Source organism: Histidinibacterium aquaticum (assembly GCF_008710275.1).
GTDB lineage: Bacteria > Pseudomonadota > Alphaproteobacteria > Rhodobacterales > Rhodobacteraceae > Oceanicola > Oceanicola aquaticus.
Genome location: NZ_VYQE01000010.1, coordinates 1 through 24,399, shown reverse-complemented (window position 1 = coordinate 24,399; position 24,399 = coordinate 1). Strand labels below are relative to the sequence as shown.

At 65.5% G+C, this 24,399-nt stretch carries 22 protein-coding genes and 1 tRNA gene; 21 read left to right on the top strand and 2 right to left on the bottom strand.

The window, feature by feature from the left end; translation table 11 throughout:
* From F3S47_RS19210 to rplA, 8 genes are all read left to right on the top strand, one after another.
* A partial coding sequence (locus tag F3S47_RS19210; RefSeq protein ID WP_449768860.1) for an EF-Tu C-terminal domain-related protein occupies positions 1-125 on the top strand: 125 nt, incomplete at its 5' end.
* A 196-nt stretch (positions 126-321) separates the two neighbouring features.
* Entirely contained in the window at positions 322-969 is a 648-nt protein-coding gene (locus F3S47_RS19205) for a CatB-related O-acetyltransferase (protein ID WP_150446933.1), read from the top strand.
* A 58-nt stretch (positions 970-1,027) separates the two neighbouring features.
* Positions 1,028-1,103, top strand: a tRNA-Trp gene (locus F3S47_RS19200).
* A 26-nt stretch (positions 1,104-1,129) separates the two neighbouring features.
* The gene (locus F3S47_RS19195; protein ID WP_150446932.1) at positions 1,130-2,038 is read left to right on the top strand and encodes a hypothetical protein; all 909 of its coding nucleotides are present in this window, start codon (positions 1,130-1,132) and stop codon (positions 2,036-2,038) included.
* A gap of 48 nt (positions 2,039-2,086) precedes the next feature.
* Positions 2,087-2,287, top strand: a complete 201-nt coding sequence (gene secE, locus F3S47_RS19190) for a preprotein translocase subunit SecE (protein ID WP_150446931.1) — start codon at positions 2,087-2,089, stop codon at positions 2,285-2,287.
* A gap of 169 nt (positions 2,288-2,456) precedes the next feature.
* Positions 2,457-2,990 carry a transcription termination/antitermination protein NusG gene (nusG, locus tag F3S47_RS19185; RefSeq protein WP_150446930.1) on the top strand — a complete coding sequence of 178 codons (534 nt, stop codon included), beginning with the start codon at positions 2,457-2,459 and terminating at the stop codon, positions 2,988-2,990.
* 195 nt (positions 2,991-3,185) lie between these two features.
* Positions 3,186-3,611, top strand: a complete 426-nt coding sequence (rplK, locus tag F3S47_RS19180) for a 50S ribosomal protein L11 (protein WP_150446929.1) — start codon at positions 3,186-3,188, stop codon at positions 3,609-3,611.
* Entirely contained in the window at positions 3,611-4,309 is a 699-nt protein-coding gene (gene rplA / locus F3S47_RS19175) for a 50S ribosomal protein L1 (protein ID WP_150446928.1), read from the top strand. Before rplK ends, rplA begins: the two co-directional genes overlap by 1 nt.
* Before the next feature lie 38 nt (positions 4,310-4,347).
* Here rplA and F3S47_RS19170 read toward each other — a convergent pair whose 3' ends face one another.
* Positions 4,348-6,006 (bottom strand): BCCT family transporter, encoded by a 1,659-nt coding sequence (locus F3S47_RS19170; protein WP_150446927.1) that lies wholly within the window; start codon positions 6,004-6,006, stop codon positions 4,348-4,350.
* A 382-nt stretch (positions 6,007-6,388) separates the two neighbouring features.
* Here F3S47_RS19170 and rplJ point away from each other — a divergent pair, with 382 nt between their 5' ends.
* From rplJ to F3S47_RS19140, 6 genes are all read left to right on the top strand, one after another.
* Positions 6,389-6,907 carry a 50S ribosomal protein L10 gene (rplJ, locus tag F3S47_RS19165; protein ID WP_150446926.1) on the top strand — a complete coding sequence of 173 codons (519 nt, stop codon included), beginning with the start codon at positions 6,389-6,391 and terminating at the stop codon, positions 6,905-6,907.
* Positions 6,908-6,982: 75 nt separating this feature from the next.
* The gene (gene rplL / locus F3S47_RS19160; RefSeq protein WP_150446925.1) at positions 6,983-7,363 is read left to right on the top strand and encodes a 50S ribosomal protein L7/L12; all 381 of its coding nucleotides are present in this window, start codon (positions 6,983-6,985) and stop codon (positions 7,361-7,363) included.
* A 281-nt stretch (positions 7,364-7,644) separates the two neighbouring features.
* The gene (gene rpoB, locus F3S47_RS19155) at positions 7,645-11,790 is read left to right on the top strand and encodes a DNA-directed RNA polymerase subunit beta (RefSeq protein ID WP_150446924.1); all 4,146 of its coding nucleotides are present in this window, start codon (positions 7,645-7,647) and stop codon (positions 11,788-11,790) included.
* Positions 11,791-11,862: 72 nt separating this feature from the next.
* Positions 11,863-16,113 (top strand): DNA-directed RNA polymerase subunit beta', encoded by a 4,251-nt coding sequence (gene rpoC / locus F3S47_RS19150; RefSeq protein WP_150446923.1) that lies wholly within the window; start codon positions 11,863-11,865, stop codon positions 16,111-16,113.
* A gap of 161 nt (positions 16,114-16,274) precedes the next feature.
* Positions 16,275-17,489, top strand: a complete 1,215-nt coding sequence (locus tag F3S47_RS19145) for a PQQ-dependent sugar dehydrogenase (protein WP_150446922.1) — start codon at positions 16,275-16,277, stop codon at positions 17,487-17,489.
* Between the two features lie 127 nt (positions 17,490-17,616).
* Complete coding sequence (locus F3S47_RS19140) at positions 17,617-17,886, top strand: acylphosphatase (RefSeq protein ID WP_150446921.1); 270 nt, start codon at positions 17,617-17,619, stop codon at positions 17,884-17,886.
* Between the two features lie 7 nt (positions 17,887-17,893).
* On the opposite strand, the gene F3S47_RS19135 is transcribed toward F3S47_RS19140, so the two are convergent.
* Positions 17,894-18,178, bottom strand: a complete 285-nt coding sequence (locus tag F3S47_RS19135; RefSeq protein WP_150446920.1) for a LysM peptidoglycan-binding domain-containing protein — start codon at positions 18,176-18,178, stop codon at positions 17,894-17,896.
* 15 nt (positions 18,179-18,193) lie between these two features.
* On the opposite strand from F3S47_RS19135, the gene F3S47_RS19130 reads away from it, so the two are divergent.
* From F3S47_RS19130 to F3S47_RS19100, 7 genes are all read left to right on the top strand, one after another.
* Positions 18,194-19,168 (top strand): DMT family transporter, encoded by a 975-nt coding sequence (locus F3S47_RS19130; protein ID WP_317978268.1) that lies wholly within the window; start codon positions 18,194-18,196, stop codon positions 19,166-19,168.
* Between the two features lie 39 nt (positions 19,169-19,207).
* The gene (locus F3S47_RS19125; RefSeq protein ID WP_150446918.1) at positions 19,208-20,038 is read left to right on the top strand and encodes a glycosyltransferase; all 831 of its coding nucleotides are present in this window, start codon (positions 19,208-19,210) and stop codon (positions 20,036-20,038) included.
* Between the two features lie 5 nt (positions 20,039-20,043).
* On the top strand, positions 20,044-20,880 hold the full coding sequence (locus F3S47_RS19120; RefSeq protein WP_150446917.1) for a glycosyltransferase: 837 nt from the start codon (positions 20,044-20,046) through the stop codon (positions 20,878-20,880).
* Positions 20,881-21,146: 266 nt separating this feature from the next.
* On the top strand, positions 21,147-21,518 hold the full coding sequence (gene rpsL, locus F3S47_RS19115) for a 30S ribosomal protein S12 (RefSeq protein WP_150446916.1): 372 nt from the start codon (positions 21,147-21,149) through the stop codon (positions 21,516-21,518).
* 12 nt (positions 21,519-21,530) lie between these two features.
* Entirely contained in the window at positions 21,531-22,001 is a 471-nt protein-coding gene (gene rpsG, locus F3S47_RS19110; protein ID WP_150446915.1) for a 30S ribosomal protein S7, read from the top strand.
* A 48-nt stretch (positions 22,002-22,049) separates the two neighbouring features.
* Positions 22,050-24,191: an elongation factor G gene (gene fusA / locus F3S47_RS19105; protein WP_150446914.1), complete on the top strand. Its 2,142-nt coding sequence runs from the start codon at positions 22,050-22,052 to the stop codon at positions 24,189-24,191.
* 85 nt (positions 24,192-24,276) lie between these two features.
* On the top strand, positions 24,277-24,399 hold a 123-nt coding region (locus F3S47_RS19100), incomplete at its 3' end, for a GTP-binding protein (RefSeq protein WP_263406011.1).

The window sequence follows — 24,399 nt, the reverse complement described above, 5'->3', positions numbered from 1 at the left end:
GCGACAACCTGAAGTTCGAAGTCCAGCTGATCGCCCCGATCGCCATGGAAGACGGCCTGCGCTTCGCCATCCGTGAAGGCGGCCGCACCGTCGGCGCCGGCGTGGTCTCCAAGATCATCGAGTAAGGCGCGGCTCGCCCGGCGAGCGCACCTCGTAAGACATTCGGGCGCCCCCTAGCGGGGCGCCCGTTTTCGTTTTTGGCTACCACCGCTTTGCCTTTCCGTTACGGCATGGTACAGAGCCGCCAACCGATGGAGGGACCGATGGACAAGACCGCGATCTGAGCCGCACCCCAAGCAACTCACCGATCGAGGTCTCTCCATGCCTGCCCGACTCGCGTCTCCCGACGTCACGCATCCCGTTCGCCTGCCCGATGGCTCCGTCCATGCCGGCACGGTCTTCCTGAAACCCGTCATCGATCATCCCCGCTGGGAGATCGGCGACTACAGCTACGCCTCGGCGCATCACCCGCCCGGGGACTGGGCGATGCACCTCGCCCCCTATCTCTACCCCATGAGCGCCGAGACCATCACGCTCGGCAAGTTCTGCCAGATCGCAGACGGCGTGCAGTTCCTCGAAGGCGCGAACCACCGGCGGGACGGATTCTCGACCTTTCCCTTCATGACCTTCTCGGGTTTCGACCCGGACAGTCCGTCGATGCCCCGGCCCGGTCCGGGCACTGTCGTGGGGCACGACGTCTGGATTGGCACCGGCGCCCGCATCCTGCCCGGGGCCCGGATCGGGACCGGCGTGATCATCGGCGCCAGCGCGGTCGTCGGCGGGACGGTCCCGCCCTATTCGGTCGTCGCCGGGAATCCGGCGCGTATCGTCCGCCGGCGGGTCTCCGGGGAGGTGGCCGAGGCGCTGCTCGATATCGCCTGGTGGGACTGGCCGCCCGAGGCGATCCTCGCCGCCGAGGCGCAGATCTGTGGGGCGGACCTGGACGGGCTTCGGGCTGCCGCCCCGTGAGCGGGTGCGGAAGCCCTTGCGGAGGGACCGCCAACGCGGTATCCGCCGGACCGGCCAGAGGGGTATAGCTCAGTTGGTAGAGCATCGGTCTCCAAAACCGAGGGTCGTGGGTTCGAGTCCCTCTGCCCCTGCCAGGCCCGCCGAAGAGACAGAGAGGTTCGTGCCGCCCGAGGGGTGGCCCGACCGCCTCGTCCTTCACCTCGGGGCCCACAAGACCGCCAGTACCCATTTCCAGCGTGGCCTCCGCCGGGGGCGCGGCCGCCTCGAACGGGCTGACGCGCGGCTCTACACGCCGCCGGACCTGCGCAAGGGCGCAGACCTGGCGGATTGGTTCGGGGTCTCGTTCCAGACCGGATTGCGGCGGGCGACCTGGACGCCGGAGCTGCTCGCAAGGATGGCGGGTGGCGCGGGCCGGTTGGTGGTGAGCGAAGAGAACCTGCTGGGACAGATGACCGGGGCCAGCGATTGCGGCGAACCCAGTCTCTATCCGCAGGCTGGGCTACGGCTTTCTGCCGTTTCGGCAGGCACCGATCCGCTTCCGATCAGCCTCTTCATCGCGATCCGGGACCCAGCGTCCTACCTCGTCTCGGCCTACGGACAGTCGCTTTTCGGCGGATACGGACAGGACTTCGGGACCTTCGTCGCGCGCTGCCCGCTCGAGGGCGTCGACTGGTGCGACCTGGCCGAACGGCTGCTGGCGGTGCCGCGGGTGAGCGAATTGGTCGTCTGGCGGCAGGAGGACTACCCGGCGGTGGCGCCCGCCGCGGCGAATGCGCTGGCAGGCGCGGATGTGGCGCGGCAGGGCTGGTTCGACCACGCTCCGATGCATCGGGGGCTGTCCGCCCGGGCCGTGGCCGAAGCGCTCAAGGCACCGCGAGGGCCGGAGCGGATCCGGGCCGCCGGGGCGGCACGACGGCAATTCCCCGTGACCGAGGAGGAGCCCGCCTTCCGGCCCTTCGACGCCGAGGCACTGGCGGTCTCGCGCGAGTTCTACGATGAGCAGTGGGCGACTCTGGCAGAAATGGCGGGCGTCCGGCGCCTGCTCCCGCCGGTGTCCGGCGGGGGTTGAAAGACCCCGGGCCTGCCAGTATCTCCCGCCCGTCCGAGGAGAGATGCAATGGCCAGAACCAACCCCGCCCAGTTCGTCCAGCAGGTCCGCGCCGAAGTGGCGAAGGTCGTCTGGCCCACGCGGCGTGAAGTCACGCTGACCACGATCATGGTCTTTCTCCTGGCGACATTCGCGGCGATCTTCTTCTTTTTCGTCGATCTCCTGATCCGCAGCGGATTGCAGGGCGTTCTCAACATCTTCGGCTCCTGAGCCGCGGCGGCCCGGCGCGTCCTTCGGGACTTGAAAGCCGGAAGACGGGGCGTTACACGCCCCCCACTCTCCGCTGGCGCGCTGCGAATCGAGTTGCGCGCCGCTTTGCGTTTGCGAGAGCGCGGACCGCGGCGGGACGACAGCACCTGGAACGGGACATCGAGGCATAATGGCGAAGCGGTGGTATTCGGTGAGCGTTCTCTCGAACTTCGAGAAGAAGATCGCCGAACAGATCAGAACATCGGTGGCCGAGAAGGGGCTCGAGGATCAGATCGACGAGGTCCTGGTGCCGACCGAAGAGGTCATCGAGGTCCGCCGGGGCAAGAAGGTCTCGACAGAGCGGCGCTTCATGCCGGGCTACGTGCTCGTGCACATGGAGATGTCGGACGAGGGCTATCACCTGATCAACAGCATCAACCGCGTCACCGGGTTTCTCGGGCCGCAGGGCCGTCCGATGCCGATGCGGGATGCGGAGGTCCAGGCGATCCTCGGCCGCGTCGAGGAAGGCCAGGAGCAGCCGCGCACGCTGATCCATTACGAGATCGGCGAGAAGGTGAAGGTCAACGACGGTCCCTTCGAGGATTTCGACGGCACCGTCGAGGAAGTGGACGAGGACAACCAGCGTCTCAAGGTTACCGTCTCGATCTTCGGACGGGCGACGCCTGTCGAACTGGAATTCACTCAGGTCTCCAAGCAGGCCTGAGGAGCCAAGGCCCTTCGATGGGCCTTGGACACGCGGCGTGACCGCCGCGTGAAAGCCGCTTCAAGCGGCTTTGGAGAAAGGGCCTCGCGGCCCTTTTCGCCTGCGGGAGGCGAGGGCGGCGCGCCGTCCGGACCGGACCGCATCAACCGAACTCCCCGTGACGCGTCGCGGGGATGTTGAGAAAGGAGAGGCCAAATGGCCAAGAAAGTCGTCGGCAGCCTCAAGCTGCAAGTGCCTGCGGGTCAGGCCAATCCCTCGCCGCCGGTGGGCCCCGCCCTCGGTCAGCGCGGGATCAACATCATGGAATTCTGCAAGGCCTTCAACGCCAAGACCCAGGAGATGGAGCAGGGCGCCCCGTGCCCGACCGTCATCACCTACTACCAGGACAAGTCCTTCACGATGGAAATCAAGACGCCGCCGGCGTCGTATTACCTGAAGAAGGCGGCGAAGCTGAAGTCCGGCTCCAACACGCCCGGCCGTGCCACGGCCGGCACCGTGTCGGCCGCGCAGGTCCGCGAGATCGCCGAAGCGAAAATGAGAGATCTGAACGCGAACGACATCGAGTCCGCGATGCAGATCGTCCTGGGCTCCGCCCGCTCCATGGGCATCGAGGTGAAGTAATGGCGAAGATCGGTAAACGCACCCGCGCCATCCGCGAGGCCGCCGAGGGCAAGGAGAACCTGAGCGTCTCCGAGGCCGTGGCCTTCGTGAAACAGAACGCCAAGGCGAAGTTCGACGAGACGATCGAGATCTCGGTCAACCTCGGGGTCGATCCGCGCCACGCCGACCAAATGGTCCGCGGCAAGGTGAGCCTGCCCGGCGGCACCGGCAAGGACGTCCGCGTGGCGGTCTTCGCCCGTGGCGACAAGGCGGAAGAGGCCAAGGCGGCCGGCGCCGACATCGTCGGTGCCGAGGACCTGATGGAGCAGATCCAGGGCGGCGAGATCAACTTCGACCGCTGCATCGCCACGCCGGACATGATGCCCATCGTGGGCCGCCTGGGTAAGATCCTCGGCCCCCGGAACCTGATGCCGAACCCGAAGGTCGGCACGGTGACCATGGACGTCAAAGAGGCCATTGAATCCGCCAAGGGCGGCGAGGTCCAGTTCAAGGTCGAGAAGGCGGGGATCATTCATGCCGGCATCGGCAAGGCGAGCTTCGATCCCTCCAAGCTCGAGGAGAACGTGAAGGCCTTCGTCGACGCCGTTCAGCGCGCGAAGCCTGCCGGCGCCAAGGGCACCTACATGAAGAAGGTCTCCCTGAGCTCCACCATGGGCGCCGGCGTCTCGGTCGACGTGGCCTCCGCCACCGGCAACTGATCGCATCCTGACGGACCGAACAAGTTCAGCGCGTCCGCCTATTCGGCGGGCGCGCTTTCTTTTGTGTCGGGGATGTCCGCGGTGTCCTGGAGGTCCGACTTCACCGGGCGGGGACCCACGGTGATGTAGTCGATGTCCTCGGCGAGGAGCCCCTTGATGATCGCGGGGATCATCATGAACACCAGACAGAAGACCGGCAGGCCGACCACCGTGATGACCTGCTGCAAGGCCGTCAGCCCGGCCTGGCCCGCGAGGACAATCAGCAGCACCGCGATCGTGCCTTCGGCGATCCCCCAGAACAGGCGCTGGCTCACCGGACCGGCTTCGCCGTCGCCCGTGCAGAGCATGTCCACGACCAGCGAGGCCGAGTCGGAGGAGGTCGCGAAGAAGATCGCCACGATGACCACCGCGAAGCCCTGCATCAGAGTGGCCAGGGGGAAGTTCTCGAGGAAGCTGAACATCGCCAGCGGGATGGACTCCGAGACGGCCTGGCTGATCGACCCAGCGCTCTCCCCGAGAGCGTCGCGGGCGGCGGCGCCGATCCCGTCGATCTCCATCGCCTGCCAGCCGAAGATGGCGAACCAGACAAGGGAGAAGACCGAGGGCGCGAAGAGCACGCCGAGAACGAACTCCCGGATCGTCCGGCCCTTCGAGATACGCGCCACGAACAGCCCCATGAAGGGGGACCAGGTGACGGTCCAGGCCCAGTAGAAGACAGTCCAGTCGCCCTGCCAGCCCCACCCGTCTGTATCCGGCCGGACGTCCGAAAGCATGTCGTTCCAGAACGCGAGCCTTGGCAGGTTCCACAGGTAGATGCCGGCAGTTTCGACGATGCCTCGGAGCAGGAACAGCGTGGAGCCGGTGATCAGCACGAAGACCATGAGCGCGACGGCCATGCCGATATTGACGTTCGAGAGAAACTTGATGCCGCTGTCGAGGCCCGCGACGATGGAGCCGACGGCGACACTCGTCAGTACAGCGATGATGATGATCTGCACCATCGGGCCGTCACCGGTCCCGAAGAGCTCGTTCAGCCCGGCAGCGATCTGCGAGGACCCGAGGCCAAGTGAGACTGCCACCCCGAAGAGCGTCCCGAGGATCGAGACGATGTCGATGGTCTTGCCGATCGGGCCGTGGATGCCCTCGCCGATGAGCGGGTAGAACACCGAGCTCACACGGACCGGCAGGCGGTAGCGGTAGATGAAATAGGCGAAGCCGAAGCCGGGCAGGGTGAAGATGGTCCAGGTGTGCAGGCCCAGGTGATAGAGCGCGATGCCAATCGCGTCCTGGGCGGCCTCGGGCGAATACGGCTCGACCCCGGTCTGGGGCGGCTGCGCGAAGTGGCTCATGGGCTCGGCCACGCCCCAGAACATCAGGATCGTTCCGATCCCGCCGGCGAAGAGCATGGTGAACCACGAGAGGTTGGTGAACTCGGGTTCCGCGTCCCGCCCGCCGAGGCGGATATGGCCGTAGCGGCTCGCCGCGACCCAGATCAGGAAGCCCAGCCAGACGTTGACGCCGAGGATGAAGAACCAGCCCAGGTTGGTGACGATCCAGGCCCGGCCCGCGGTAAAGGCATTGCCGATGGCGTCCGGTGCGATCACGAGGGCTAGCGCGAAGACGACCATGAAGGCCGCCGAGACGAAAAAGATGACCGGGTCAGTCTTCAGACCGAGTCGCTGTGCGAGCTTTTCCAATGACCCGGTCCCTTCCGAGCTCGAGAGAATCCGGCCTCAACGTTCCGTGATCAGTGCGGTTCCGCACAGTCGCGAGGGCCCGCGTCGCGCGGATGTCAAGAAATTTCTTCCGGGGTGGGTTGGCAAGAGCGTAGGACCGCGTTAAGGACCGCCTCTGCGGAACCGTGTCCTCCGGGATGACGGCGCCGCGATTCGTCCGAGACGGTGGGTTGGCGCATGCCGGTAAATCCTGCCTGAGACGGGTAAGGACCAAGTTTCTTCGGGATGCCCGCCGGGCCCCCGGGGCGTTCTTGGACGGACCCGTAAGGACCCGATGGCCGGTCTCTTCGGGGTCCGGCTGAATTGAGCCGGAGGGGAGACCCTCCAAACTTGGAGTAAACTCGTGGATAGAGCCCAGAAAGAAAAGGTGGTCGAGGAACTCGGCCAGATCTTTGAAAGCTCTGGCGTCGTGGTGGTTTCCCACTACGAAGGTCTCACGGTTGCCGAGATGCAGGACCTCCGCGCGCGCATGCGCGAAGCGGGTGGCTCCGTACGCGTCGCCAAGAACAGGCTCGCCAAGATCGCCCTCGACGGCAAGCCCTGCGAAAGCATCGCCGGGCTCCTGACGGGCATGACCGTTCTCTCCTATTCCGAAGACCCCGTGGCGGCTGCCAAGGTGGTTCAGGCCTACGCCAAGGAGAACTCCAAGCTGGAGATTCTCGGCGGCGCGATGGGAGAGACGGCGCTTGACCCCGCCGGTGTCAAGGCGGTCTCCGAAATGCCGTCGCGCGATGAGCTCATTGCTTCCATCGTCGGCGCGATCGGGGCCCCCGCCAGCAACATCGCGGGCGCGATCGGCGCACCTGCTTCGAACATCGCCTCCATCCTCTCGACCATCGAAGAGAAGGCCGAGGCGGCCTAAGCAACCGACAGGATCTGTCGCGGGGTCTTGTCCCGCGACGCCCGGAACACCAGTTAAGCAAACGGAAATACCGAAATGGCTGATCTGAAGAAACTTGCCGAAGAGATCGTGGGTCTGACCCTTCTCGAGGCGCAGGAACTGAAAACCATCCTCAAGGACGAGTACGGCATCGAGCCCGCCGCTGGCGGCGCGGTCATGATGGCCGGCCCGGCCGGTGGTGACGCCGGTGGCGCCGCCGAAGAGGAAAAGACCGAATTCGACGTCGTTCTCAAGAACGCCGGCGCGCAGAAGATCAACGTGATCAAGGAAGTGCGCGCGATCACCGGCCTCGGCCTCAAGGAGGCCAAGGGCCTCGTCGAGGAAGGCGGGAAGATCAAGGAAGGCGTCGACAAGGCCGAAGCCGAAGAGATCAAGTCCAAGCTCGAAGCGGCTGGCGCCGAGATCGAGCTGGCCTAAGCGGTGCGTGCGCGCACGCGCCCCGCGGCAACGCGGGGTGCGTGATCCTCACGCACCCACGCTACGCAAAAGGCTGGGTCCGGGACGTTCCGGGCCCGGCCAAACCTGTCTCAGAGACCTCTTTCGCGGAAGAGGTCCCTCGGGCAGGTCACCAGGGTCGGGCGGGCGCCGGTGGGACGGCGCCCAGGGATAGACCCCCGTGACAACCCCTCTCGGAAGAGGCTTCCGCCGTGGCCCCGGCGGCGGGACGGCCTTGCAGAGATCGAAAGGTGACGCACCACATGGCTCAGTCCTTCCTCGGCCAGAAACGTTTGCGCAAATACTACGGCAAGATCCGCGAAGTGCTGGAGATGCCGAACCTCATCGAGGTACAGAAATCCTCTTATGAACTTTTCCTGGATTCCGGCGAGGGGCCGGATCCGATCGACGGTGAAGGCATCAAGGGTGTCTTCCAGTCCGTCTTTCCCATCAAGGACTTCAACGAAACCGCCGTGCTCGAGTTCGTCAAGTACGAGCTGGAGACCCCGAAGTACGACGTCGACGAGTGCATGCAGCGCGACATGACCTACAGCGCTCCGCTGAAGGTCACGCTGCGCCTGATCGTGTTCGATGTCGACGAGGACACCGGCGCCAAGTCGGTCAAGGACATCAAGGAGCAGGATGTCTTCATGGGCGACATGCCCCTGATGACGCCCAACGGCACCTTCATCGTCAACGGCACCGAGCGGGTCATCGTTTCCCAGATGCACCGTTCGCCGGGCGTGTTCTTCGACCACGACAAGGGCAAGACCCACAGCTCGGGCAAGCTGCTCTTCGCCTGCCGGATCATTCCCTACCGCGGGTCCTGGCTCGACTTCGAATTCGATGCCAAGGACCTCGTCTACGCCCGTATCGACCGTCGCCGGAAGCTGCCGGTGACGACCCTGCTCTATGCCCTGGGCCTCGACCAGGAAAGCATCATGCAGGCCTACTACGACACGGTCGATTACCGTTTCGAGAAGAACAAGGGCTGGGTGACAAAGTTCTTCCCCGAGCGCGTCCGCGGCACGCGGCCGACCTACGACCTCGTCGATGCCGCCACTGGCGAAGTCATCGCCAAGGCCGGTGACAAGGTCACTCCGCGCCAGGTGAAGAAGCTGATCGACGCCGGCGAAGTGACCGAGCTTCTGGTTCCGCACAACCAGATCCAGGGCAAGTTCGCGGCACGCGACATCATCAACGAGGAAACCGGCGCGATCTACGTCGAGGCCGGCGACGAGCTGACGATCGAGCGCGACAAGGACGGCGAGATCATCGGCGGCACCGTCAAGGAGCTGCTCGATGCCGGCGTGACGGAGATCCCCGTTCTCGACATCGATAACGTCTCCGTGGGTCCGTACATGCGGAACACCATGGCGCAGGACAAGAACATGAACCGCGAAACCGCGCTCATGGACATCTACCGCGTCATGCGCCCGGGCGAGCCGCCGACGGTGGAAGCGGCCTCGACGCTGTTCGACAGCCTGTTCTTCGATGCCGAGCGCTACGACCTCTCCGCCGTGGGCCGCGTGAAGATGAACATGCGCCTCGCGCTCGACGCCGAGGACACGCAGCGGACCCTCCGCCGCGAGGACATCGTCGCCTGCATCAAGGCGCTGGTGGAACTGCGCGACGGCAAGGGCGAGATCGACGACATCGACCACCTCGGCAACCGCCGGGTGCGCTCGGTCGGCGAGCTGATGGAGAACCAGTACCGCGTCGGTCTTCTGCGCATGGAGCGCGCCATCAAGGAGCGCATGTCCTCCGTCGAGATCGACACGGTCATGCCGCAGGACCTCATCAACGCGAAGCCCGCGGCCGCGGCCGTGCGCGAGTTCTTCGGCTCCTCGCAGCTGTCGCAGTTCATGGACCAGACCAACCCGCTTTCCGAAGTGACGCACAAGCGTCGTCTCTCGGCGCTCGGGCCCGGCGGTCTGACGCGTGAACGTGCGGGCTTCGAGGTGCGCGACGTCCACCCGACCCACTACGGCCGGATGTGCCCGATCGAGACGCCGGAAGGCCCGAACATCGGTCTCATCAACTCGCTGGCCACCTTCGCGCGGGTGAACAAGTACGGCTTCATCGAGACTCCCTACCGCGTCGTTAAGGACGCCAAGGTCTCCGACGAAGTGCACTACATGTCCGCAACGGAGGAGATGCGTCACACGGTGGCCCAGGCCAACGCGACGCTCGACGCCGACGGCAACTTCATCAACGATCTGGTGTCGACCCGTCAGTCCGGCGAATACACCCTGGCGCCGCGCGAGAACGTCGATCTCATCGACGTGTCTCCTAAGCAGCTCGTCTCCGTGGCGGCCTCGCTGATCCCGTTCCTCGAGAACGACGACGCGAACCGCGCCCTCATGGGTTCGAACATGCAGCGTCAGGCGGTTCCGCTCCTGCGGGCCGAGGCGCCCTACGTGGGCACCGGCATCGAGGGCAAGGTCGCGCTCGACTCCGGCGCGGCCATCCAGGCCCGCCGTGCCGGCGTGGTGGACCAGGTCGACGCCGCTCGGATCGTCATCCGTGCGACCGACGACCTCGACCCCGGCGATCCGGGCGTCGACATCTACCGGATGCGCAAGTTCCAGCGGTCGAACCAGAACACCTGCATCAACCAGCGTCCGCTGGTGAAGGTGGGCCAGACCGTCCAGAAGGGCGAGGTCATCGGTGACGGTCCCTCGACCGACATGGGCGAGCTGGCACTCGGCAAGAACGTGGTCGTCGCCTTCATGCCGTGGAACGGCTACAACTACGAGGACTCGATCCTGATCTCCGAGCGGATCGTGAAGGACGACGTCTTCACCTCGATTCACATCGAGGAGTTCGAGGTCGCCGCCCGCGACACCAAGCTGGGCCCGGAAGAGATCACCCGCGACATCCCCAACGTCGGCGAGGAAGCCCTGCGCAACCTCGACGAGGCGGGCATCGTCTACATCGGCGCCGAAGTGGGGCCGGGCGACATCCTCGTGGGCAAGATCACTCCGAAGGGCGAAAGCCCGATGACGCCGGAGGAGAAGCTCCTCCGCGCCATTTTCGGCGAAAAGGCCTCGGACGTGCGCGACACCTCGCTCCGGCTGCCGCCGGGCGACTTCGGCACGATCGTCGAGGTTCGGGTCTTCAACCGCCACGGCGTCGAGAAGGACGAGCGGGCGCTGCAGATCGAGCGCGAAGAGGTCGAGCGCCTGTCCCGTGACCGGGACGACGAGCTCGCGATCCTCGACCGCAACATCTACGCGCGTCTGCGCGGGGTGATCGAGGGCAAGACCGTCGCCAAGGGGCCGCGCGGCGTGAAGGCCGGCGCCACGATCGACGCGGAGCTGCTCGACAGCCTGCCGCGCGGCCAGTGGTGGCAGCTCGCGCTCAAGGAAGAGTCCGACGCGCAGATCGTCGAGGCGCTCAACGAGCAGTACGAGGCGCAGAAGCGTCAGCTCGATGCGCGGTTCGAGGACAAGGTCGAGAAGGTTCGCCGCGGCGACGACCTGCCTCCGGGCGTGATGAAGATGGTCAAGGTCTTCGTGGCCGTGAAGCGCAAGCTTCAGCCGGGCGACAAGATGGCCGGCCGTCACGGCAACAAGGGCGTCATCTCCCGCGTGGTGCCGGAAGAGGACATGCCGTTCCTCCAGGACGGCACGCCGGTCGACTTCGTTCTCAACCCGCTGGGCGTGCCCTCGCGGATGAACGTCGGCCAGATCCTCGAGACGCACATGGGCTGGGCAGCGCGCGGCCTGGGTCTGCAGATCGACGAGTCGCTTCAGGAGTATCGCCGGTCCGGCGACCTGACGCCCGTTCGTGAAGCGATGCGTCTGGCCTACGGCGACGACGTATACGAGGAAGGCATCGAGTCCATGGACGAGACCGATCTCGTGGAAGCGGCCGGCAACGTCACCCGTGGCGTTCCGATCGCGACCCCGGTCTTCGACGGCGCCAAGGAAGGCGACGTGGACGACGCGCTCCGGCGCGCCGGGTTCGACGAGAGCGGCCAGTCGATCCTCTTCGACGGCCGGACGGGCGAGCAGTTCTCCCGGTCGGTGACGGTGGGCATCAAGTACCTGCTGAAGCTCCACCACCTCGTCGACGACAAGATCCACGCCCGCTCGACCGGTCCGTACAGCCTCGTCACCCAGCAGCCGCTGGGCGGCAAGGCGCAGTTCGGCGGCCAGCGCTTCGGCGAGATGGAGGTCTGGGCGCTCGAGGCTTACGGCGCGGCCTACACCCTGCAGGAGATGCTGACGGTGAAGTCCGATGACGTGGCCGGCCGGACCAAGGTCTACGAGTCGATCGTCAAGGGCGAGGACAACTTCGAGGCCGGCGTGCCGGAATCGTTCAACGTGCTCGTCAAGGAAGTTCGGGGCCTCGGCCTCAACATGGAACTCCTGGATGCGGAGGAAGAGGAAGACGCCGAGTGATCGGCCTTCGGCGGCGGGTGACTATCCCGCCGCCCCGCTCTTCTTTCCGCGACACCTGAGAAAGGTAACCTGATGAACCAGGAACTCACATCCAATCCGTTCAACCCGCTCACGCCGGCCAAGACCTTCGACGAGATCAAGGTGTCCCTGGCGTCGCCCGAGCGGATCCTCAGCTGGTCCTTTGGCGAGATCAAGAAGCCCGAGACGATCAACTACCGGACGTTCAAGCCTGAGCGTGACGGCCTGTTCTGCGCGCGCATCTTCGGTCCGATCAAGGACTACGAGTGCCTGTGCGGCAAGTACAAGCGCATGAAGTACCGTGGCGTCGTCTGCGAGAAGTGCGGCGTCGAGGTGACTCTGCAGAAGGTCCGGCGCGAGCGCATGGGCCACATCGAGCTCGCCGCCCCCGTCGCCCACATCTGGTTCCTGAAGTCGCTGCCCTCCCGCATCGGCCTCATGCTCGACATGACGCTGCGCGATCTGGAGCGGATCCTCTACTTCGAGAACTACGTCGTCATCGAGCCCGGCCTGACCGATCTCTCCTACGGCCAGCTGATGACCGAGGAAGAGTTCCTCGACGCGCAGGATGCCTACGGCATGGACGCCTTCACGGCGAACATCGGCGCCGAGGCGATCCGCGAGATGCTCTCGATGATCGACCTCGAGTCGACCGCCGAGCAGCTGCGCGCAGACCTCAAAGAGGCCACCGGCGAGCTGAAGCCGAAGAAGATCATCAAGCGTCTGAAGATCGTCGAGAGCTTCCTCGAGTCCGGCAACCGTCCGGAGTGGATGATCATGACCGTGATCCCGGTCATCCCGCCGGAACTGCGTCCGCTCGTTCCGCTTGACGGCGGCCGCTTCGCGACCTCCGACCTCAACGACCTGTATCGCCGGGTGATCAACCGGAACAACCGCCTCAAGCGGCTCATCGAGCTGCGTGCGCCGGACATCATCGTCCGGAACGAGAAGCGGATGCTTCAGGAATCCGTCGATGCCCTCTTCGACAACGGCCGTCGCGGCCGCGTCATCACCGGCGCCAACAAGCGCCCGCTGAAGTCGCTGTCGGACATGCTCAAGGGCAAGCAGGGCCGCTTCCGCCAGAACCTTCTGGGTAAGCGGGTCGACTTCTCGGGTCGTTCGGTCATCGTGACCGGCCCGGAGCTCAAGCTGCACCAGTGCGGTCTGCCGAAGAAGATGGCGCTCGAGCTCTTCAAGCCGTTCATCTATTCGCGGCTGGAGGCCAAGGGTCTCAGCTCGACGGTGAAGCAGGCGAAGAAGCTCGTCGAGAAGGAGCGCCCGGAGGTCTGGGACATCCTCGACGAGGTCATCCGCGAGCACCCGGTTCTGCTGAACCGTGCGCCCACGCTGCACCGTCTCGGCATCCAGGCCTTCGAACCGACGCTGATCGAAGGCAAGGCGATCCAGCTGCACCCGCTCGTCTGTTCGGCGTTCAACGCCGACTTCGACGGCGACCAGATGGCCGTTCACGTGCCCCTTTCGCTGGAAGCCCAGCTCGAGGCGCGGGTCCTGATGATGTCCACGAACAACGTGCTGTCGCCCGCCAACGGCGCGCCGATCATCGTGCCGTCGCAGGACATGATTCTCGGCCTCTACTACGTCACCATCATGCGCGAAGGCATGAAGGGCGAGGGCATGAAGTTCGGCTCCGTCGAGGAGGTCGAGCACGCCCTCACCGCCGGCGAAGTGCACATGCACGCCAAGATCGAGTGCCGGGTGAAGCAGATCGACGAAGAGGGTCAGGAGATCACCAAGCGCTACGAGACGACGCCCGGCCGGGTCCGTCTGGGCGCGCTCCTGCCGCTGAACGCCAAGGCGCCGTTCGAGCTGGTGAACCAGCTCCTGCGGAAGAAGGACGTGCAGCGCGTGATCGACAGCGTCTACCGCTACTGCGGTCAGAAAGAGTCGGTCATCTTCTGCGACCACATCATGTCCATGGGCTTCAAAGAGGCCTTCAAGGCGGGCATCTCCTTCGGCAAGGCGGACATGGTCGTGCCGGAGAACAAGTGGCAGCTCGTCGAGGAGACCCGCGAGCAGGTCAAGGACTTCGAGCAGCAGTACATGGACGGCCTGATCACCCAGGGTGAGAAGTACAACAAGGTTGTCGATGCCTGGTCGAAGTGTAACGACCGCGTCACCGAAGCCATGATGTCGACCATTTCGGCCAAGCAGATCGACGACGAGGGTCGCGAGCAGGAGCCGAACTCGGTCTACATGATGGCCCACTCCGGTGCTCGGGGCTCGGTCACGCAGATGAAGCAGCTCGGCGGGATGCGCGGCCTGATGGCCAAGCCCTCCGGCGAGATCATCGAGACGCCGATCATCTCGAACTTCAAGGAAGGCCTGACCGTGCTGGAGTACTTCAACTCCACCCACGGCGCACGGAAGGGTCTGTCGGACACCGCGCTGAAGACCGCGAACTCCGGCTACCTGACCCGTCGTCTGGTCGACGTCGCTCAGGACTGCATCGTGCGTCAGCACGACTGCGGCACCGAGAACTCGATCACGGCGGAGCCCGCGATCTCCGACGGCGAGGTCGTGGCCTCGCTCGGCGAACGCGTGCTGGGCCGGGTGGCGGCCGAGGATGTCATCATCCCCGGTACGGACGAAGTGCTGGTGCGCCAGGGCGAGCTGATCGACGAGCGCAAGTCCGACGCGATCGAGACGGCCAAGCTGCAGACGGTGCGCATCCGTTCGCCGCTGACCTGCGAGGCCGACGACGGTGTCTGCGCCATGTGCTACGGGCGTGACCTCGCCCGCGGTACGCAGGTGAACATCGGCGAGGCTGTCGGCATCATCGCCGCGCAGTCCATCGGTGAGCCCGGCACCCAGCTGACGATGCGGACCTTCCACATCGGCGGCGTTGCCCAGGGTGGCCAGCAGTCGTTCCTCGAGTCCGCCCAGGACGGCAAGATCGAGTTCCGCAATGCGCAGATCCTCGAGAATGCCATGGGCGAGCAGATCGTCATCGGCCGGAACATGGTGCTCGGCATCATGGACCCCGATACCGGCGCGGAGCGTGCGAGCCACAAGATCGGCTACGGCACTAAGCTCTTCGTCAAGGACGGCGAGGAGATCGAGCGCGGCACCAAGATGTTCGAATGGGACCCCTACACCCTGCCGATCATCGCCGAGAAGTCGGGTACGGCGCGCTATGTCGACCTGGTTGCCGGTATCGCCGTGCGCGAGGAAACCGACGATGCGACGGGCATGACCCAGAAGATCGTCAGCGACTGGCGTTCGGCGCCCAAGGGCAACGAGCTCAAGCCGGAAATCCTCATCGTCGACAAGGACGGTGAGCCGGTGCGCAACGACCTCGGCAACCCGGTGACCTACCAGATGTCGGTCGACGCCATTCTGTCCGTCGACGACGGCCAGACGGTCGAGGCCGGCGACGTGGTGGCGCGGATCCCGCGGGAAGGCGCGAAGACGAAGGACATCACCGGCGGTCTGCCGCGTGTGGCCGAACTCTTCGAAGCCCGCCGTCCCAAGGATCACGCGATCATCGCCGAGATCGACGGCTACGTTCGGTTCGGAAAGGACTACAAGAACAAGCGCCGTATCGCGATCGAGCCTGCCGACGAGAGCCTCGAGAAGGTCGAGTACATGGTGCCCAAGGGCAAGCACATTCCGGTTCAGGAAGGTGACTACGTCCAGAAGGGCGACTACATCATGGACGGCAACCCGGCCCCGCACGACATCCTGTCGATCATGGGTGTCGAGGCTCTGGCGAACTACATGGTCGACGAGGTGCAGGAGGTCTATCGTCTGCAAGGCGTGAAGATCAACGACAAGCACATCGAGGTCATCGTCCGCCAGATGCTCCAGAAGTGGGAGATCCAGGACAGCGGCGACACGACGCTCCTCAAGGGCGAGACCGTGGACAAGGTCGAGTTCGACGAGGCGAACGCCAAGGCCATCTCGAAGAACGGTCGTCCGGCCCAGGGCGAGCCGATCCTCCTCGGGATCACCAAGGCCTCGCTGCAGACGCGGTCCTTCATCTCGGCGGCGTCCTTCCAGGAGACGACGCGCGTGCTCACCGAAGCCTCGGTGCAGGGCAAGCGCGACAAGCTCGTCGGCCTGAAGGAGAACGTCATCGTCGGGCGCCTTATCCCGGCGGGTACGGGCGGGGCCACCACCCGCGTCCGGCTCGAGGCGCAGAAGCGCGACAACGCGGTCATCGAGACTCGTCAGGAAGAAGCCGCGGCCGCCGCGGCCCTGGCGGCGCCGGAGGCCGAGGAGAGCGCGGAAGAGGGCGACTTCGACACCCTCGTCGCCAACACGCCGGACAGCCGCGAAGAGTAGGCGGTTCCCGAGCGAAAGTATGAGGGCCCGGCGGAGCGATCCGCCGGGCCTTTCTCGTTTGGTCCGGTTCAACGCCTGAATGTGTATTCACGCACGACCCTCGTGGAAAATGTGAAGAAACATAACGGCTTGTCCGGAATTGGTTCGGCAGGAGGTACATCATGAAACAGATTACCAAGATTACTCTCACCACCGCTCTTGCCGCCGGTCTCGGCGCGCCGGCCCTCGCCCAGTCGGACGAAGGCCATCAGTGGGGCACCGCCAGTGCGCCCTTCGAACCGGCCTTCCCGAACCAGACCCGCGCTCCGATCGAAGTGTCCGATGTGACGCTCGAGCAGGAGACAATCACCGGCGGCCTGGTCCATCCCTGGGCCGTGGAAGCGCTCCCGGGTGATGAGGGTTTCCTCGTGACCGAGCGGACCGGCAACCTCCGCCACGTCAGCATGGACGGCGAGGTCTCCGAGCCGATTTCCGGCGTTCCGGAGGTCTACAACGAGAACCAAGGCGGCCTGCTGGACGTCAAGATGGGCCCGACCTTCGACGAAGACCGCATGGTCTACATGACCTATTCCAAGACCATGGGCGACGAGATGTCCGCCACCGCCGCGGCTCGCGGCGTGCTGAGCGAAGACCTGACCGAAATCACCGAGGTCGAGGATATCTGGGTTCAGGATCCGCCGTCCCCGACGCCGATGCACTACGGCAGCCGGATCGTGTTCGACGGCGACGACATCGCCTTCATCACGACGGGCGAGCACTCCTCGCTGGCCGAGCGTGACTTCGCCCAGCACATGGAGAAGACCTACGGCAAGATCATCCGGATCCATACCGACGGGTCGATTCCGGAGAACAACCCCTACGTCGACGAGGAATACCACGACGACGCGATCTGGTCCTACGGGCACCGCAACGTGCAGAGCGCCGCGATGCACGACGGTTTCCTCTTCACGATCGAGCACGGCCCCGCCGGCGGCGACGAGCTCAACATGCCGCTTCCGACCCGGAACTACGGCTGGCCCATCGTCAGCTACGGCGTGCGCTACAACGGCCCGCTGATCGGGTCCGGCGAGCCCCGGATGCCCGGCATGGAAGAGCCGCTCTACTACTGGGATCCGGTCATCGCGCCGGGTGACATGCTCTTCTACGAGGGCGAGGAGTTCGCCGACTGGGAAGACGATCTCTTCGTCGGCGGTCTCGTGGCCCCGGGCATCGTCCGTCTTGGCATGCAGGGCGCGCTTGTCACCGAGGAAGAGCGTCTGCTGACGGACCTCGGCCGAGTGCGTGATATCGAAGTGCTCGAAGACGGCAGCTTCGTTCTCGCCACCGACTACGAGGACGGTGAGCTGATCCATGTGACCAGCGGCAGTGACTCGTAAGCAGGTCGCTCCTGAGAACGAGGGAGGCCCCGCCGGCAGGCGGGGCCTTTTTCGTCTTGTCCGCCATCGGATCGGTCGGCGGAACCCGCGGAGGGACCTTGATCGTTACACGGATGGAGGCACTGGCATGAAAGCGATGGACATCAGGATCGACGGCCGCGTGCAGGGCGTCTCGTTCCGGGCCTGGGCCCAGCAGGAGGCACAGTCCCTGGGACTTCGCGGCTGGATCCGCAACCACCCCGACATGAGTGTCGTCGCCTACATCGAAGGTGATGACGAGGCCGTCGACAAGATGCTGGACCGCATGAACTCGGGTCCGCCCGCCGCCCGGGTGAACCGGGTCCGGACCGCACCGGCCGAGCCGATCGGCATGGAGGACTTCGAGATCCGCGCCTGAGCGCGGGTCAGTCCGCCTCCACTTCGCCCTTAGGACCCACGATCCAGGCCACGTCGCCCGGTCCGGGAACCTCGGCGCTTTCCTTTAGCCGAAGGACCGTCTCCACGGGCACGTTGGTCGCGTTGCCGAGGTCTGGATTCAGCTCGTAGAGCCGCTCCAGCGGGATCCCGCACCGTCCAGAGATTTCGTTGACCGTTTCGCCCGGTCCGGCCTGATAGGTCGCGCCGCAGTCCGACTGCGCGAAGGCGGGGCAGGCGAACGCGGCGGCGAGGATGGTGAGTGTCCGGCGCATGGTTCCTCCGGTTGGTTGCACAGCGGCTCAACCCGCCCCACCACCACCGGTTCGACGGTACTGGCGGCGGTTCGCGGCGCCTGCTACCGGCACCGCATGGCGATGAGCGACAACCTCAAGGGCGCGGGGCTGATGATGACGGCAATGGCCGGCTTCACGCTCAACGACGTCTGCATCAAGGCCCTCGCGGGCGATCTTCCCCTCATGCAGGTGATCTTCCTGCGCGGGGTGCTGACCTCGAGCCTCATCGCGATCGCGGCCTGGTGGATGGGCGCCCTGAGCTTCGCCATCCCGCCGGCCGACCGGCGTCTCATCGCGATCCGGTGCGTCGCGGAAGCGGCGGCGGCGTGGTTCTTCCTGACCGCCCTCTACCACATGCCCATCGCCAACCTCACCGCGATCCTCCAGGCGCTGCCGCTCGTCGTCACGCTGGGGGCCGCCCTCGTCTTCGGAGAGCAGGTCGGCTGGCGGCGAATGACGGCCATCCTCGCGGGCTTCACCGGTGTCCTGCTGATCGTCCGGCCGGGCACGGAGGTCTTCTCCATCTACTCGGTGCTCGGCGTGCTCACGGTCCTCTGCGCCGCCGTCCGAGACCTCGTCACCCGACGGCTCTCCCGCGACGTGCCCTCGTTGACGGTCACGCTCTTCACCGCGATCGCCGTTGCGATGCTCGGGCTGGTGCTGGGCCTGCGCGAGGACTGGCAGATGCCCAACGCGCGAGAGGCCTCGCTGATCGGCGGGGCCGCACTGCTGGTTCTCGGCGCCTACCTCACGATCATCATGGCGATGCGCGTGGGCGAGATCTCCTTCGTCGCGCCGTTCCGCTATACCGGCCTGCTCGTGGCGATCGTCGCGGGGCTCATCGTGTTCGGCGAGTTTCCCGACCTGCTGACTTGGGTGGGCAGCGGCATCGTGGTGGCCTCCGGTCTCTTCGCCTTCTGGCGAGAGCGGCGGCTGTCCCTGCCGCGTCCGCGTGTCCCGCCGCGTTGACGCTTGCCCGGCCCGACGGCGCCTCCTAGGGTTCGGGCCATGCTCCAGGTTCTCGGTCTCTGTCGTTTCTCGTACCCGGCACTCCAGGGCTTTCAGACGGCGCACGACGATATCGAGGCGCGGCGCGCGGCACTCTACGATCCCGCCCGACTGGACTTGCGGCTGACCTGGTTCGAGCATGTCTGCCTGCCCGGGCTGGCCAACCAGACGAACCCCCACTGGACGCTTCTGCTCCTCCTCGGCGATGATTTCCCCGAGCCTTGGCGGAGCCGACTGGAGGCGCTGATTGCCGAGGTCCCCCAGATCGTCCCGGTCTACCGCCCGCCTGGCAATCACCGCGCCGTCTGCGGAGAGGTGCTGCGGGCCGCCCGCGACCGCGCGGCGACCTGGGTCGCCGAGGTCCGCATGGACGACGACGATGCGGTTGCCACAGATTTCGTCGAGCGCCTTCGTGCCGACTGGCCTAGGGTACGGCCCTTCGCCGAGGAGGAGGGGCTCGCGGCGGTGGACTACCAGCGCGGCGTCGTGCTCGAGGCGGGGCCGGGGAAGATGACCCTTCACCCCCGGGTGGCGCGCTACTGGGGCACGGCGCTCGCGCTCATTCTGCGGCGGGACGATGCACGGTCCATGATGGACTTCCCGCACCATCGCGTCTGGTGGCGGATGCCCACGATCACGCGGCATAAGCCGATGATTTTCGTCCGGGGGAGTCATGCGACCAATGACAGCCACATCAACCTGCGCGAGACCATCACCCTGGAGATGAAGTCCCCCGCGGTCGAACGGGTGCTGAAGACCCGCTTCGCGATCGATCTGCCGGCTTTCCGGTCCGCCCTCGACCGGCTGTCGGCCGAGGCAGAGCGGAGCTGAGCGCGATGGAACGGATTCAGGCTCTCGGCCTTTGCCGGTTCTCCTATCCCTCCGCGCCGGGCGGCTTCGGGGACCAGGCGCAGTCGATGGACGACATCCGCGCGGCGCTCTACGAGCCGCGCCGCATGGCCCTGCGCTTTCTGTGGTTCGAGCATGTCGCTCTGCCCTCGCTCAAGCGCCAGACGGACCCGGCCTTCACCGTCATCCTGCTTGCGGGCGACCGGATGCCGACGGAGTACCGCAACCGGCTCAAGGCGCTGACTCGCGACACGCCGCAGATCAAGCCGCTCTTCCTCGAGGAGGGGGAGCAGCATCGCGTGGCCTGCCGGATGGCGATGCGCGCCCACCGCGACCCGGAGGCGACCGCGGTGGCCGAGTTCCGGCTCGACGACGACGATGCCGTCGCCAACATCTTCGTGGAGCGGACGAAGATGGTGTTCCGCCATGTGCGCCAGCTCTTCGGTATGCGGCCGCGCGTGACGGTGGATTTCTGCCGCGGCGTCCTGCTGCGGGCGACGCCGGAAGGAATCGACCTGCTGCCGGTCTCGGCGCAGTCCTGGACGCCAGCCCTCGTGACCTACCGCGCGCCGGAGGACGAGATGAGCTTGCTCGACGCGGTTCACACCAAGCTCTGGAAGGGGATGCCACAGCTGACCATGCCGTTTCCCCCGATGTTCGTCCGCGGCGCGCACGAGGACAACGCAAGCGGCATCGCAGACCGCTGGGAGCGACTCGACCGCTGGAAGGCCGAGCCAGAGGACCTGAGGCGGCTTCTGGCAAAGAGCTTCGGCATCGATCTGCCTGCCCTGGAGGCAGCGCTCGCCGAGTGGCGGAGGGATTGAGGGGGCGTTGTTGACAACCCCCGCGATTCTCCGTATTAGGCGCGCACTCTGGCAGGGGGACTGCGTCCCGTCGCCTGAAAATCAAGGTTGAAGTGGTCACGATCCGGGTCCCAGACCCCGATCCTCTGAATGCCCACCGCACCGGGCCCGATGATGGGACCGCCTGCGGGTCTTTGCGCTTTGCGGACGCGTAAGGCGTACGATGGAAATATGCGGCCCGCAACGGCTGCGACACATGTGTTAGAAACTCGGGGAAGAGACGCCCAATGCCAACGATCCAACAGCTGATCCGCAAGCCGCGGCAGCCCAAACGTCGGACCAACAAATCCATGCACCTGGAAGGCAACCCGCAGAAGCGCGGTGTGTGCACCCGGGTCTATACCACCACGCCGAAGAAGCCGAACTCGGCGATGCGGAAGGTGGCCAAGGTTCGTCTGACGAACGGCTACGAAGTCATCAGCTACATCCCCGGCGAAAGCCACAACCTGCAGGAGCACTCCGTGGTCCTGATCCGGGGCGGCCGGGTGAAGGACCTTCCCGGTGTCCGCTACCACATCCTGCGCGGCGTGCTGGACACCCAGGGCGTCAAGGACCGTAAGCAGCGTCGTTCGAAGTACGGCGCGAAGCGTCCGAAGTAAGAGGAAAGAGAGATGTCCCGTCGTCACGCCGCCGAGAAGCGCGAGATCCTCCCCGACGCCAAGTACGGTGATCGGGTTCTGACCAAGTTCATGAACAACCTCATGGTCGACGGAAAGAAATCCGTCGCCGAGAAGATCGTCTACAACGCGTTCGATCGCGTCGAGGGCAAGCTCAAGCGCGCGCCCGTCGAGGTCTTCCACGAGGCGCTCGACAACATCAAGCCGTCGCTCGAGGTCCGGTCCCGCCGGGTCGGTGGCGCGACCTACCAGGTCCCGGTCGAGGTGCGCCCCGAGCGCCGCGAGGCCCTGGCGATCCGCTGGATGATCGAGGCCGCCGCGAAGCGCAACGAGAACACGATGGAAGAGCGCCTGTCGGGCGAGCTCATCGACGCGGTCCAGGGCCGCGGCTCCGCCGTGAAGAAGCGTGAAGACACTCACAAGATGGCCGACGCCAACAAGGCGTTCAGCCACTACCGCTGGTAACTCGGTCGGGCATCGACCCGACCCCAAAGGCTCCGAAGGACATCTCCTATGGCCCGCGAATATTCCCTAGACCGCTACCGGAACTTCGGGATCATGGCGCACATCGATGCAGGCAAGACCACCTGCACTGAGCGCATCCTGTTCTACACCGGTAAGTCGCACAAGATCGGCGAAGTCCACGACGGCGCTGCCACGATGGACTGGATGGAGCAGGAGCAGGAGCGCGGGATCACCATCACCTCCGCCGCGACCACGACCTTCTGGTTCCGGACCGAGGACGGTGAGAACCCGACCGGCATCTACGGCGACACCCCGCAGGAAGCGAAGTTCCGCTTCAACATCATCGACACCCCCGGCCACGTCGACTTCACCATTGAGGTCGAGCGTTCGCTGGCCGTGCTCGACGGTGCCGTCGCCGTGCTCGACGCCAACGCCGGTGTCGAGCCGCAGACCGAGACCGTCTGGCGCCAGGCCGACCGCTACAAGGTTCCGCGCATCGTGTTCGTCAACAAGATGGACAAGATCGGCGCCGACTTCTTCAACTGCGTGAAGATGATCCAGGACCGCACGGGCGCCACGCCCGCGCCGATCCAGCTCCCCATCGGGGCCGAGGACAAGCTCGAGGGCATCATCGACCTCGTCACCATGAAGGAGTGGGTCTGGCTCGGTGAGGACCTCGGCGCCTCCTGGAAAGTCCAGGAAATCCGCGAGGACATGCGCGCCCAGGCCGAGGAGTACCGCTCCAACCTCGTCGAGCTCGCCGTCGAAATGGACGACGACGCGATGGAGGCCTACCTCGAGGGCGAAGAGCCCGACCTGCCGACCCTGCGCAGCCTGATCCGCAAGGGCACGCTCAGCATGTCCTTCGTTCCGGTGCTCGCCGGCTCCGCGTTCAAGAACAAGGGCGTCCAGCCCCTCCTGAACGCCGTTATCGACTACCTGCCGGGTCCGCTCGACGTGCCGCCCTACATGGGCTTCTCGCCGGACGACGAGACCGAGACGCGGAACATCGAGCGCCGTCCGGGCGACAACGAGCCCTTTGCCGGCCTCGCGTTCAAGATCATGAACGACCCCTTCGTCGGCTCGCTCACCTTCACCCGGATCTACTCGGGCCTTCTGGAAAAGGGCGGTTCCGTCCTGAACTCCACGAAGGGCAAGCGCGAGCGTATCGGCCGGATGATGATGATGCACTCGAACTCCCGCGAGGAGATCGATTGGGCCGGTTCCGGCGACATCATCGCGCTGGCGGGTCTGAAGGACACCACCACTGGTGACACGCTCTGCGACCCGAACAAGCAGGTCGTGCTCGAAACCATGACCTTCCCCGATCCGGTCATCGAGATCGCGGTCGAGCCCAAGACCAAGGCCGACCAGGAGAAGATGTCCCAGGGCCTCCAGCGTCTCGCTGCCGAGGATCCGTCCTTCCGCGTGGAGACCGACCTCGAGTCCGGTCAGACCATCATGAAGGGCATGGGCGAACTTCACCTCGACATTCTCGTCGACCGCCTCAAGCGGGAGTTCAAGGTCGAGGCGAACATCGGTGCGCCGCAGGTGGCCTACCGTGAGACCATCGGCCACGAGATCGAGCATACCTACACCCACAAGAAGCAGTCGGGTGGTTCGGGTCAGTTCGCCGAGGTGAAGATGATCATCTCCCCGACGGAACCGGGCGAAGGCTACTCGTTCGAGTCCCGCATCGTCGGCGGCGCGGTGCCGAAGGAATACATCCCCGGCGTCGAGAAGGGCATCAACTCGGTCATGGACTCCGGTCCGCTCGCGGGCTTCCCGGTCATCGACTTCAAGGTCGCGCTGATCGACGGCAAGTTCCACGACGTGGACTCCTCGGTCCTCGCCTTCGAGATCGCCTCGCGGATGTGCATGCGGGAAGGTCTCCGCAAGGCCGGCGCGAAGCTGCTCGAGCCCGTGATGAAGGTCGAGGTCGTGACGCCGGAAGAGTACACCGGCAACGTCATCGGCGACCTCACCTCCCGTCGGGGCCAGGTCCAGGGCCAGGAGCCGCGCGGCAACGCGATCGTCATCGACGCCTTCGTGCCGCTGGCCAACATGTTCGGCTACATCAACACGCTGCGTTCCATGTCTTCGGGCCGCGCGCAGTTCACGATGCAGTTCGACCACTACGAGCCCGTGCCCCAGAACATCTCGGAAGAGATCCAGTCGAAGTACGCATAAGCCGGGTGGCGGGAGAAATCCCGCCCTACCCACCACCGTAGGGTGGGGCTGCGCCCCACCATCCGCACGAAGAAGGGAGCCAGAGATGGCCAAGGAAAAGTTCGAACGCAACAAACCGCACGTCAACGTCGGCACGATCGGCCACGTTGACCACGGCAAGACGACGCTGACGGCGGCGATCACGAAGTACTTCGGCGACTTCCGCGCC